The sequence below is a fragment of the Pseudomonas sp. Ost2 genome, from assembly GCF_018326065.1.
Taxonomy (GTDB): Bacteria; Pseudomonadota; Gammaproteobacteria; order Pseudomonadales; family Pseudomonadaceae; genus Aquipseudomonas; species Aquipseudomonas gingeri.
Genome location: NZ_AP021904.1, coordinates 3,587,292 through 3,598,840 on the forward strand (window position 1 = coordinate 3,587,292; position 11,549 = coordinate 3,598,840).

Here is an 11,549-nt window from a genome sequence, read left to right on the forward strand (position 1 = left end):
ACATCATGCCGACTGTTAAAGCACCTGAAGCCTGCCAGAACCTGAATGACATCCGCGGCGGTATCGACTCGCTCGACCGCCAGTTCCTCGAAATCCTCCAGCAACGGCTGCGCTACGTGAAGGCGGCAGCGCGTTTCAAGCCGGATGAACAGAGTATCCCGGCCCCGGAGCGGGTCACCGCGATGCTCGCCGAGCGTCGTGAATGGGCGGCAGCGGCGGGCCTGGAAGTGGCCTTTATCGAAAAACTCTACGAGCAGGTGATTCACTGGAATATCCAGCAGCAGATCCAGCACTGGCGCGTCACTTACCCTGAACGGGTGCAAGCATGAACCCGCTCGTCGATCGTGGCGCGTTGCTCGACTGCCTGGAACTGGCCCGGCAACGCGCGGTTCATGGCGAGCCAGCGGTGCTGGCCTGTTTCAGTTGCGCCTGGCTGCCGTGCGACGGCCTGCGCGCGTTCGCCGCGGCCCAGGGCTTCGATCAGGCCGTGCTCTGGCAGTTTGCCGAGTCGGGGCCGGCGACCGTTGGCGTTGGCAGCGCCCTGGAACTGGAGCTGCACTCCGGCCAGTCGCTGGTGGAACTGCAAGAGACCTGGCAACACTGGATCGCCGGGGCGGTGATGGTTGGAACGCAACGACCACGGCTGTTCGGCGGGCGTACCTTCGACCGGGAAAACCCGTGTTCCCGGCAATGGCAGGCATTTGCCGAAGGCGCCTTTGTCCTGCCGCGCCTGAGCCGGCAGGGAGAGCACCTGATGCTCTGCACCCTGGTCACCGCACAGACCGACTGCACGGCGCTGTGCCAGCAACTGCTGGACGACGTGAGTCATTGGCGCGAATCCGAGGAGGGCGGCACGGTCACGCCGTTGCAGCCGGGGCGACGCCCGCGCGTCGAGGAAAGCCTGCCCGCCGAACACTGGAAAGCCCGGGTTGCCGATGCGGTGGCGGCCATCGAAGCCGGTGAACTGCGCAAAGTGGTCCTGGCGCGGGAGGTGAAGGTTGAGGCCGATACGCCATTCAGCTTGCCGGCGGTGTTGCAGGCCCTGGCCCAGGGCAATCCGACGGCCTATCTGTTCGCGTTGCGCCGGGGCGACAGCTGTTTCCTCGGCGCCACGCCGGAGCGCCTGGTTCTCCAGCAGGCCGGGCAATTGCGCACCACGGCCCTGGCGGGAAGCATTCCGCGGGGAACCTGCGCGCAAAGCGACCGGGCCAATCACGATCGGCTGCTGGCCAGTGCCAAGGATCGTCACGAACATGCCCTGGTGGTGGAAACCCTGCGCAGCGATCTGGGCCGGTTCACCGCCAGCCTGGACGTCCCGGCGGTGCCGGCGGTCCATCGACTGGCGCACATCCAGCACCTGATGACACCGATCCGTGGTCGCTTGCTGCCCGGCGTGCCCCTGCTTGCGCTGGTCGAGGCCCTGCATCCGACGCCGGCAGTGGGCGGGTTGGACCGCCAGGCGGCGATCCGCTGGATACGTCGGCACGAGAGTCTGCATCGCGGCTGGTACGCCGCGCCGGTGGGGTGGCTGGACAGCGAGGGCGATGGCGAGTTTGCCGTGGCCCTGCGTTCGGCGCTGGTCTGCGGTGAGCAAGCCTGGGCGTTTGCCGGCTGTGGCCTGGTGGCCGGTTCCGAGCCGGAGCTGGAGTACCGCGAAACCTGCGTCAAATTGAAGACCATGCTCGACGCCCTGGCGCCGGGCCTGAGCGAGAACCTGGTCGAGGCATCGTTGCTGCAAGCCTGACAGGACATCAATCCATCGAAAGGGATTTCAAGCATGCACCATAACCTGAGTGACCTGAGCGCGCATTGCGTCGCGCCTCCTGCTGGCCTGGCCAGTGAATACCGGCGCCTGCCGTACTGGCAGGAATTGAGCCTGGGGCAGATGCTGCAACTCCAGGCCGACCGCAATGGCTCGCGCCTGGCCCTGATCGATGGCGAACGCCGCCTCAGCTACCGGCAACTGCACGAGGGCGTGGAGCGCCTGGCGACAGCGCTCTGGGGCCGTGGCCTGCGCCCGGGACAGGTGGCGATTGTCCAGTTGAACAACCAGGCCGCCTTTGTCGAGCTGGTCTTTGCCCTGTTCCGGCTGGGGGTGGTCCCGGTGATGGCTTTGCCGGCCCACGGCGAACGGGAAATCAGCCAGTTCGTCGGCCTGACCGATGCCGTGGCCTGGTTTCATCCGCAGTATCCCCTCGACAGCGACAACCTCGCGATCGTCGAGCGCATCCGGACCGGCTCGTCCTCTCTGCGACTGGTGGTCGCGGTAGCCCCCGAGGAATCCTGGCAGGACATCCAGGCCGGGCAGGGCGCGGCGAACATTCCCCAGCCGAGTCCGGATGATATTGCCTGCTTCCAGCTGTCCGGCGGCACCACGGGTATCCCCAAGCTGATTCCACGGCGGCATAACGACTACCTGTACAACGCCCGGGCCAGTGCCCAGGTCAGCGGCCTGGACGCGGATTCGCGCCATCTCGCGGTGTTGCCCATGGCCCACAACTTCCCCATGGCGTCACCGGGATTTATCGGCACCCTGAGTGTCGGCGGCTGTGTGGTGATTGCCCGGGATCCGGGCCCGCTCGACTGTTTCGATCTGATCGAAGAGCACGCCGTGACCCACGTCTCCCTGGTGCCGACCCTGGTGCTGCTGTGGCTCGAAGCGGCCCAGGCCCTGGCTCCCACGCTTGACTCCCTGCGGGTGCTGCAAGTCGGCGGGGCGTCCTTTGCCGAGGACGTCGCCCGACGCGTCGAACCGACATTCGGCTGTCGCCTGCAGCAGGTCTTTGGCATGGCCGAGGGACTGCTGAGCTTTACCGGTCTCGATGATTCCCCGCATCGCATCTGTACCACCCAGGGGCGGCCTTTATCGCCGGCCGATGAAGTGCTGATCGTCGATGATGAGGATCGACCGCTGCCGGCCGGTGAAAAGGGCCATCTGCTGGTGCGCGGACCCTATACGTTGCGTGGTTACTATGGTGCGCCCGAACATAATCGCCATGCGTTCCGCGCTGACGGTTTCTATCGCACCGGCGATCTGGCCCGCTATGACGCCGAGGGTTACCTGAGCCTGTGCGGGCGGGAAAAGGAGCAGATCAATCGGGGCGGGGAGAAGATCGCGGTGGATGAGGTCGAGGGGCTGTTGCTCAGCCACCCGATGATCTACGACGCGGCGGTGGTCGGCCTGCCGGACGAATTCCTCGGGGAAAAGAGCTGCGCGTTCGTCATCCTGCGCCAGCCGCTGGAGCCTCGGGGCATCAGCGACTTCCTGCGGCAACAGGGACTGGCGAGCTTCAAATGGCCGGATCAATACTGCTTTATCGATGTGTTTCCGGCCACCGCGGTGGGCAAGATCAGCAAGCGCGGGCTCAGGGAGCGCTTGCGTGAGCAGTACCTGACGGGTTGAAGAGACTCACGCGGGACGGATGATCAGGCTCAGGACATAGGCCAGGAAGGACTGGTCATCCGGCACGCTGTGTCCGCCCACGGCAATGGCGTCCTGGGCTTCGATCTGGCTGTGCAGCCAGTACTGGATCAGTCCGCCCACGGTGATCATCGCCTGGCCGGGCGGGATGTCGTCGCGGATATGGCCGGCCTCGCGAGCCCTGGCGAAAATCGGCACGAACAGGCTGTTGAGTTGCTCGGAGCGTCTTTTACGCTCCTGGTCCTGCGTGCCCATGACCCGCCACAACTGGAAGCGCAGGGCGCTGGGGTGGGATTTCCAGTAGGCCATGTAGGCACCGACCAGGGTCGGGATCGTCTGTTTATCGACCACGCAGTCCGTCAACGACAAATCCTTGAACCAGGCCTGGAAGTCCGCGGTGACGCGTTCGCCGACCTGCTCCCAGAGGGTTTCCTTGTCCTTGAAGTGATGATGGATCAGCGGCGGGGAAACCTTGGCGGCCAGGGCTACCTGGCGAATCGAGGCGCCTTCGAAACCCGAGACCGAAAAGATCTTCAAGGCCGCATCGAGGATCAGGTCGCGGGCATCGGGGCTCGAGTAGTGGGGGCGTAGCTCGGATACAGGCAGTTCGGACATATGAGTCTCCAGGCAAGCCCCCGAGTGTAGTCACCACTGATCGTTTGTTCAACTTGCTGAACATCATGAAAAAAACCGTCGACCGATGACTGCGCAGGGGCCGATGGCGGCAGGGCATCGACACTATCGGTTCCGGTGATAGTCACCATCGAACATCGCAAGTTCTGTTTTTCCTGGAAATCCGGACAATCGCCTTCATCAAAACGAAACATTGTCTTTTTTCAGGATCCGCCCATGCGCTTTCTATCTCTCCCTGTCCTGGCCCTGGCCTCGTTGCTGCTCTCGGCGTGTGCTTCGGCACCCAACGACCCGACCCTGACCCTGCAGACCAGCAAGACGCCGGAGCAGTACACGGAGTGCGTCGTGCCGAAGCTGCAGAAAAACGCCTTCAATACCACCGTGTCGCAGACCCAGCGGCACTACAAGATCGTTGTCGCCAGCAAGTTCGCGGCAGACAACGTGCTCGAAGCCTACAAGGCTCCGAGCGGCGGCAAGGTGTTCATCTATGAGCGCCAGCTGCTGGCGTCGACCTTCGAGCCTTCAAGGTTCGAACGCGCCGCGCAGGAGTGCCTGTAACGGTTGTGCCGGGGCCGCGGGACTTCAGATGATCCCGTGATCGATGGCGTACTTGACCAGGGCCGCGGGTTTGTCGATGTTGAGCTTGCGGCGGATGCTCAGGCGGTGGGTTTCCACCGTCCGCACGCTGATATCCAGTTGCCGGGCCATTTCCTTGTTGTTCAGGCCCTGGGCCATTTTCTGCAGGACCTGGCTCTCCCGTGGCGTCAGTTCGTTGTCCGTGCCTTTGTCGGCAATCAGCCGCTGGGCGATTTGCGCGCTGTAGAAGGTGCCGCCACTGGTGATCGCTTCGATGGCGGCAATGATTTCCCGCGACGGCGAGTTCTTCAGGACATAGCCGCTGGCGCCCGCACGCACGGACTCGCTCACATACTCGTAATTGTCGTACATGCTCAGGATCAGCACCTTGAGCAGCGGATAGCGGCTGCGCAGGACGCGGGTCAGTTCCAGCCCGTTCATGTCCCTCAGGCCGATGTCCACCAGCAACAGGTCCGGCTGGCAACGCCCGACCATCTCCAGGGCATCGGCGCCACTCTCGGCTTCGCCCACCACTTCCAGCGGCTCCATGACCGACAACAGCGCCTTGATGCCGTCGCGCACCAGTGAGTGATCGTCGACCAGGGCGACGCGGATCGGGCAGGGCAGGTTCATCGCAGCTATTCACTCTCGTTGTTATGGGGGCTCAGCGTTCCGTGCCCGGCATCTTCATCGGCAGCAGCACATCCAGCTCGCTGCGTCCGGGCACCGAGACCAGATCGAAGCGGCCGCCGAAATGTTCGACGCGTTCACGCATATTACGCAAGCCGATACCGGCCTGGCTGCGCTCGACCTGGGCGACGTTGAAACCGACGCCGTCATCGACCATGGTCAGGCGTATGGACTCCTCGGACCCGTGCAGGGTAATCGAAACGTTCCTCGCCTGGGCATGTCGTTCGATATTGGTCAGGCCTTCCTGCACGATGCGAAACAGCGAAACGGCCGCGCCATCGACCAGGTGGCAGTCGAATTCATTGTCGTTGTAGTTCACCCGCAGCCCGCTGCGCTGCTCGAATTCCGCCGCGAGCTGGCCGATGGCCGCCGACAGGCCGAGGGTGTCGAGCAACGACGAACGCAGGTCATGGGACAGGCTGCGCACCTCGCCAATGGCTTCACCCAGGCGCTCGGTGGCTTCTTTCAGGATCCCCAGGCCCTTGGCGTGCTCCTGCCGGTCGAGCACATGGCTGGCCAGCTCGAACTTGAACTTGATCGACACCAGCAACTGACTGATACCGTCGTGGAGTTCGCGGGACACCCGCGAGCGCTCTTCCTCCTGCAGGCTGACGATACGCTGGGTCAGGCGTTGCAGTTTCTTGTCGGCCAGGCGATGTTCGCTGACATTCAGGGTCATGCCACCGGCGAAGACAATCAGCACCGCCACCAGGGCCACGGCGGCGATCGCCAGCATGGTGGTGCGAATGCCCTGCGCCACCTCGTCGCGGGCCTGCTGGGTCGCGCGCTCGACATCTTCCAGATAGATACCGGTGCCGAGCATCCAGCCCCAGCGATCGAGCATGACCACATAGGCCAGTTTGTCGGTGACCTGGCCGGAGGAGGGCTTGTTCCAGGCATAGCGCTGGAAACCTTCTCCGGATTCCGCGCTCTTGAGCAGGGCCTGGATCACCGGCAGGCCGTGGGGGTCCTTCATGTCCCAGAGGTACTGACCCACCAGTTCCGATTGCCGCGCATGCATCAGGCTGCGGCCCTCGTGGTCGTAGACGAAGAAGTAGCCATTGATGCCGAAGCTGAGCTTGCGCAGCTCTTCGAGTACCTGCTGCTGCGCCTTGGCGTCGCCCTTGCCGTTGTCGTACATCGGCGCGATCAGGCTCTGCGCCATGGCCACGTAGTTCTTCAACTCGGCGCGCTTGCTGGCCAGGATGCTGTCTTCGATCAGTTGCGCCTGCTGGTCGCCCAGTTGCCGGTTCAGGGAAATCACCAGCCCGCAGATAACGGCGATCGCCAGCACCAGCGGCAGGATCCCGAGGGCGACGATTTTGTGCTTGAGCTGCATTTCTGCTCCTGGAGTCAACCTAAGTAGTACTACGTAGAGCGTGCGTACGTAGTCCTGCGGATTTATTTGTGGACGGCACACGCGGATATTGGGCCAGCTCCGCACCGCGGACACAATTATAAAAAATTACCGCCGCAGTCACCGACTGTCGGCAGGAGACACGCAATGACCCGTCTGGCTAAACACCTCGCCTGGTTTGCCGTGGCTGTCCTGGGAGCGTTTGCGCTGAGTGTCGTGGCCCTGCGCCGCGGCGAAGCCATCAACGCCCTCTGGATCGTAGTCGCCGCAGTCGCTATCTACCTCGTCGCATACCGTTACTACAGCCTGTTCATCGCCGACAAGGTGATGCAGCTCGACGTTCATCGGGCCACGCCTGCCGTGCTCAACAATGACGGCCTGGACTTCGTGCCGACCAACAAGCACGTACTCTTCGGTCACCACTTCGCCGCGATTGCCGGTGCTGGCCCGCTGGTCGGCCCGGTACTGGCGGCGCAGATGGGCTACCTGCCCGGTACGCTCTGGCTGATTGCCGGGGTGGTGCTGGCCGGCGCGGTCCAGGACTTCATGGTGCTATTCATGTCCACGCGGCGCAACGGCCGCTCCCTGGGCGATATGGTCCGTGAGGAAATGGGCCGCATTCCCGGGACCATCGCCCTGTTCGGCTGCTTCCTGATCATGATCATCATCCTCGCGGTGCTGGCGCTGATCGTGGTCAAGGCCCTGGCCGAGAGTCCGTGGGGCACCTTCACCGTGATGGCGACCATCCCGATCGCGATGTTCATGGGCGTCTACATGCGCTATATCCGTCCGGGGCGCATCGGCGAAATTTCCCTGGTGGGCGTGGCCCTGCTGCTGGGTTCGATCTGGGTCGGCGGGCTGATCGCGGCCGATCCGGCCTGGGCCAAGGTGTTTACCTTCACCGGTATCCAGATCACCTGGATGCTCATCGGTTACGGTTTCGTCGCCGCGGTGCTGCCGGTGTGGCTGATCCTGGCACCACGGGACTACCTGTCGACCTTCCTCAAGATCGGCACCATCGTGGCCCTGGCGATCGGTATCCTGATCACCATGCCCGAGCTGAAAATGCCCGCGCTGACCCAGTTCACCGACGGCACCGGCCCGGTCTGGAAAGGCGGCCTGTTCCCGTTCCTGTTCATCACCATCGCCTGTGGCGCGGTGTCCGGCTTCCACGCGCTGATTGCCTCCGGCACCACCCCCAAGCTGCTGGCTAGTGAAGGTCATGCCCGTTATATCGGCTACGGCGGCATGCTGACCGAGTCCTTCGTGGCGATCATGGCGATCGTTGCCGCCTCGGTGATCGAACCGGGTGTCTATTTCGCCATGAACAGCCCGGCCGCCCTGGTCGGCAGCGACGCGGTCTCGGTGGCCCATACCGTCAGCAGTTGGGGCTTTGCCATTACCCCGGACGCGCTCCAGGCGGTGGCCAAGGACATCGGTGAAACCACCATCCTTGCCCGTGCCGGCGGCGCGCCGACCCTGGCGGTGGGTATCGCGCAGATCCTCCACCATGTCCTGCCGGGTGAAAACACCATGGCGTTCTGGTACCACTTCGCGATCCTGTTCGAAGCCCTGTTCATCCTGACGGCCGTCGATGCGGGCACCCGTGCCGGTCGCTTCATGCTGCAGGACCTGCTGGGTTCCTTCGTGCCGTCGCTCAAGCGCACCGAATCCTGGACCGCCAACCTGATCGCCACCGCCGGTTGCGTGGCCATGTGGGGCTACCTGCTGTACCAGGGCGTGATCGATCCGCTGGGCGGCATCAACACCCTGTGGCCGCTGTTCGGCATCTCCAACCAGATGCTGGCCGGGATCGCGCTGATGCTGGCGACCGTCGTACTGATCAAGATGAAGCGCCAGCGCTACGTCTGGGTCACCATGCTGCCGGCCATCTGGCTGCTGATCTGCACCACCACCGCGGGCTTTATCAAGCTGTTCGACCCGAGCCCGGCCATCGGTTTCCTCGCCCTGGCGAAGAAATACAGTGTCGCGCTGGACGCCGGACAAGTGATTGCCCCGGCCAAGGACATCACACAGATGCAGCACGTGATCTACAACGCCTACACCAACGCCACGCTGACCGCGCTGTTCCTGCTGGTGGTGTTCAGCATCCTGTTCTTTGCCCTCAAGGTCGGCATCGCCGCCTGGGGCACCAAGGAACGTACGGACAAGGAAGCTCCGTTCCAGGCGCTGCCTGATGCTCTGTAATGGCAGGCTTGATAGAGGAGTGCGGTCATGTTCAATGACCTGAGCCGTCTCGGCAAATACCTCGGTCAGGCCGCGCGGCTGATGGTGGGCATGCCGGACTACGACACCTACGTCGAGCACATGCAGAGCAGGCACCCGGACAAGCCGCTGATGAGCTACGAGGCGTTTTTCCGCGAGCGCCAGGAGGCGCGGTACGGGGGAGGGAAGGGACAGACCCGCTGTTGTTGACGCTCGTCGACGATATTCAGCGGGCAACCAACCCGTAAAAAACCGGCGGATGAAGCCGGTTTTTTACTGCCTGGAAAACGTCAGGGGCCCCCGATCAAGGGCGTGTCCCGCGACCCTGGTTGAAGTTCACGGGGTTCATTGCCCGGGTGTTCACGTTCACCTCAAAGATGTCCGGGCGCGAATAGTGTCCGCAGGCATCGAAGTCCAGGTTGGACCTGTTGAGCGCCGCCAGGTCGAGGTCGGCATAGATTTCCGTTTCGCAATCATGCACGGGACCGGCCAGTACCTCACCCATGGGACTGATGATCATGCTGCCGCCATGCATGATGTAGTCGCCGGGATGGACGTCCAGGTCGAAAGCCCGCTGGTAGCTTTGCGGGTAGTCTTCCAGCTTGATGGCCTGGCAGGCGGACAGGACAAAGGTCCTGCCTTCGAGCGCGATATGGATCATCGAGCTGGCCCAGCTCTTGCGATCGTCGGCGGTCGGCGCGCAGTAGAGTTGCACGCCCTGGGCGTACATGGCCTGGCGGAAGGCGGGCATGTAGTTTTCCCAGCAGATCACACTGCCGATGACGCCGATGTCGGTGGGGACCGCCTCGATTGTCGAACCGTCGCCAAAGCCCCAGATGATTCTTTCCTGGCCCGTGGGCATCAGCTTGCGGTGATAACCGGCGATGCCTTTGCCGGGGACGAACGTGACCGCGGTGCAATAGAGCGTTCGTCCATGACGCTCGATGATTCCCATGACCACGATGATGTTCAATTCATCGGCACAGTTCGACAGTACCGCCAGTTCCGGCCCGTCCAGCGCCACCGCGCCCTCGAAGTACTCGTTATACAGATCCCGCCCTTCGGAACTGCGGTTGCCTACGACGCTGCCAAAGCTTTGCCCCTTGGGGTAGCCACCGATAAACGCCTCGGGAAACACCGCCAGTTGTGCGCCCTCTCGGGCCACGCGATGCAATATGTCACAGGCCTTCTCAACGCTGGCCACCGGGGCGAAAGGAATGGAAGAGGCCTGAATTACCGCTACACGAGTCATATGCTCTCCTTAGTACTGGGAAATGTTGTTGTCTTTGGTTTCCGGAAGAATGCTCAGCAGCACCACGAAGCAGATTGCAGACACCCCTGCCAGGTACAGTGCCGGGATATTGGTATCGCCGGTGGCCTTGATCAGTGCGGCGGCAATAAACGGCCCGGGGCCTGCCAGCGTGGCCAGCGCGAGGTTATGGCCCAGTGCTGCGCCGGTGGAGCGAATCGACGCCGGGAATACTTCCACCAGCAGTACAACGTCCATGACCGCGGTGATGGCGACCAGCACGCCGAAGATGAGCAGGGCGGCGATAATCAGGGCGGTGTTGCCGCTGTTGAGCATCCAGAAGATCGGATAGGCCATGACGGTCAGCGCGGCTGCCGCGAACAGCAACAATGGGCGGCGACCAATCGCATCGCTCAGGCGTCCGATCAGCGGGTTGACGATGCAGTAGACCACCAGCGCAATGCTGCACAGCCACAGGGCCTTGCTCTTGGGCAAGCCCACCGCGGTGACCAGGTGATTGTTTGCGTAGGTGATGAAGTAGTAGAGCGACACGCCAAACAGCGCCGAGAACGCGAAGGTGGTGATGAATGCCCGGCGTTTGGCGGCGGGAAGTGGCTCGGCCAGGGTCATGGACTCCCGCTGCTTCACCAGTTCTTCGTAAACGGGAGTATCCCCGAGCTTGCGCCGAATGAAGACGGCCACGCCCGTCATGACGATGGAGGCGACAAAGGGAATTCGCCAGCCCCAGGCGGTCAATTGATCGTCGCTCAGGCCCGATGACAACAGGGCGGCGGTGAAGGTGCCGAACAGAAAGGCGAGCCCGGCGGTTCCGGTGATGACGCTGGCCGCGGTGGCCCGGCGATTGGGCGCGGCGCTCTCGACGATGTAGATCCCCGCGCTCGACCATTCGCCGCCAACCATCATCCCCTGGATGAAGCGCAGGACGATCAGCAGGATAGGGGCGGCTATGCCGATGGCGTCATAGGTCGGCAGCAAGCCGATCAGCGTGGTGCAGACACCCATTCCGAAAACGGTCACGATCAGTACCGCCCGCCGACCGAGCCTGTCGCCCAGGGGCCCCAGGACCAGGGCGCCGAGGGGACGAGAGAGAAAACCGACGGCAAATACTGCCAGCGATGACAGCAGGGAGACCCCGGCAACGGCGGACGGAAAAAACAGCGCGCCGATCACCGCGGCGAAATAACCGTAGATCGCGAAGTCGAACCATTCCATGAAGTTGCCGATGCCCACCGCGACGGCTCGTTTACGCATGTCGACATGCGCTGTCCGGGAAGGGGTAAATCCCCTTTTTGGTGAATCCTGTGCCACGCTCATAAGGCTGCCCCTTGGGTTGGTTTTGTGTTCTTGTGGCGGCATCCTAGAAATGGCTCGGTACC

Annotated in this window: 11 protein-coding genes; 6 read left to right on the top strand and 5 right to left on the bottom strand. The window is 63.1% G+C overall.

Translation table 11 applies throughout. From position 1 onward, the window contains the following. The first annotated feature begins 5 nt into the window (after window positions 1-5). Genes KI243_RS15810 through KI243_RS15820 form a run of 3 tightly spaced genes read left to right on the top strand, consistent with a single transcriptional unit; the run spans window position 6 to window position 3,403 of the window. Window positions 6-329, top strand: a complete 324-nt coding sequence (locus KI243_RS15810) for an isochorismate lyase (protein ID WP_177118667.1) — start codon at window positions 6-8, stop codon at window positions 327-329. Next, window positions 326-1,744, top strand: coding sequence for an isochorismate synthase (locus KI243_RS15815; RefSeq protein ID WP_177146837.1), 1,419 nt, complete (start codon window positions 326-328; stop codon window positions 1,742-1,744). The genes KI243_RS15810 and KI243_RS15815 overlap by 4 nt, the downstream gene beginning before the upstream one ends. Before the next feature lie 33 nt (window positions 1,745-1,777). Then, window positions 1,778-3,403, top strand: coding sequence for an AMP-binding protein (locus tag KI243_RS15820; RefSeq protein WP_212811134.1), 1,626 nt, complete (start codon window positions 1,778-1,780; stop codon window positions 3,401-3,403). 6 nt (window positions 3,404-3,409) lie between these two features. Here the strand turns inward: KI243_RS15820 and KI243_RS15825 are convergent, their stop codons facing one another. Beyond that, on the bottom strand, window positions 3,410-4,036 hold the full coding sequence (locus KI243_RS15825; RefSeq protein WP_177107562.1) for a TetR/AcrR family transcriptional regulator: 627 nt from the start codon (window positions 4,034-4,036) through the stop codon (window positions 3,410-3,412). A gap of 234 nt (window positions 4,037-4,270) precedes the next feature. Here KI243_RS15825 and KI243_RS15830 point away from each other — a divergent pair, with 234 nt between their 5' ends. Further along, window positions 4,271-4,612 (top strand): hypothetical protein, encoded by a 342-nt coding sequence (locus KI243_RS15830; RefSeq protein WP_017124154.1) that lies wholly within the window; start codon window positions 4,271-4,273, stop codon window positions 4,610-4,612. Window positions 4,613-4,636: 24 nt separating this feature from the next. Here the strand turns inward: KI243_RS15830 and KI243_RS15835 are convergent, their stop codons facing one another. Then, complete coding sequence (locus KI243_RS15835; RefSeq protein ID WP_017124155.1) at window positions 4,637-5,263, bottom strand: response regulator transcription factor; 627 nt, start codon at window positions 5,261-5,263, stop codon at window positions 4,637-4,639. A gap of 31 nt (window positions 5,264-5,294) precedes the next feature. After that, window positions 5,295-6,659, bottom strand: a complete 1,365-nt coding sequence (locus KI243_RS15840; RefSeq protein ID WP_017124156.1) for a cache domain-containing protein — start codon at window positions 6,657-6,659, stop codon at window positions 5,295-5,297. 165 nt (window positions 6,660-6,824) lie between these two features. On the opposite strand from KI243_RS15840, the gene KI243_RS15845 reads away from it, so the two are divergent. Then, window positions 6,825-8,885, top strand: coding sequence for a carbon starvation CstA family protein (locus KI243_RS15845; protein WP_212811135.1), 2,061 nt, complete (start codon window positions 6,825-6,827; stop codon window positions 8,883-8,885). A 27-nt stretch (window positions 8,886-8,912) separates the two neighbouring features. Further along, window positions 8,913-9,113, top strand: coding sequence for a YbdD/YjiX family protein (locus KI243_RS15850; RefSeq protein WP_103032847.1), 201 nt, complete (start codon window positions 8,913-8,915; stop codon window positions 9,111-9,113). A 94-nt stretch (window positions 9,114-9,207) separates the two neighbouring features. On the opposite strand, the gene KI243_RS15855 is transcribed toward KI243_RS15850, so the two are convergent. Beyond that, window positions 9,208-10,155: a carbon-nitrogen hydrolase family protein gene (locus KI243_RS15855; protein ID WP_212811136.1), complete on the bottom strand. Its 948-nt coding sequence runs from the start codon at window positions 10,153-10,155 to the stop codon at window positions 9,208-9,210. Between the two features lie 9 nt (window positions 10,156-10,164). Next, entirely contained in the window at window positions 10,165-11,424 is a 1,260-nt protein-coding gene (locus KI243_RS15860) for an MFS transporter (RefSeq protein WP_244861875.1), read from the bottom strand. Window positions 11,425-11,549 lie beyond the last annotated feature (125 nt).

What these genes read in the sequence shown, in the direction of transcription:
- KI243_RS15840 (WP_017124156.1), bottom strand. Translation starts at nt 6,659, where the DNA reads ATGCAGCTCAAGCACAAAATCGTCGCCCTCGGGATCCTGCCGCTGGTG.
- KI243_RS15855 (WP_212811136.1), bottom strand. Translation starts at nt 10,155, where the DNA reads ATGACTCGTGTAGCGGTAATTCAGGCCTCTTCCATTCCTTTCGCCCCG.
- KI243_RS15825 (WP_177107562.1), bottom strand. Translation starts at nt 4,036, where the DNA reads ATGTCCGAACTGCCTGTATCCGAGCTACGCCCCCACTACTCGAGCCCC.
- KI243_RS15830 (WP_017124154.1), top strand. Translation starts at nt 4,271, where the DNA reads ATGCGCTTTCTATCTCTCCCTGTCCTGGCCCTGGCCTCGTTGCTGCTC.
- KI243_RS15845 (WP_212811135.1), top strand. Translation starts at nt 6,825, where the DNA reads ATGACCCGTCTGGCTAAACACCTCGCCTGGTTTGCCGTGGCTGTCCTG.
- KI243_RS15815 (WP_177146837.1), top strand. Translation starts at nt 326, where the DNA reads ATGAACCCGCTCGTCGATCGTGGCGCGTTGCTCGACTGCCTGGAACTG.
- KI243_RS15850 (WP_103032847.1), top strand. Translation starts at nt 8,913, where the DNA reads ATGTTCAATGACCTGAGCCGTCTCGGCAAATACCTCGGTCAGGCCGCG.
- KI243_RS15835 (WP_017124155.1), bottom strand. Translation starts at nt 5,263, where the DNA reads ATGAACCTGCCCTGCCCGATCCGCGTCGCCCTGGTCGACGATCACTCA.
- KI243_RS15810 (WP_177118667.1), top strand. Translation starts at nt 6, where the DNA reads ATGCCGACTGTTAAAGCACCTGAAGCCTGCCAGAACCTGAATGACATC.
- KI243_RS15860 (WP_244861875.1), bottom strand. Translation starts at nt 11,424, where the DNA reads ATGCGTAAACGAGCCGTCGCGGTGGGCATCGGCAACTTCATGGAATGG.
- KI243_RS15820 (WP_212811134.1), top strand. Translation starts at nt 1,778, where the DNA reads ATGCACCATAACCTGAGTGACCTGAGCGCGCATTGCGTCGCGCCTCCT.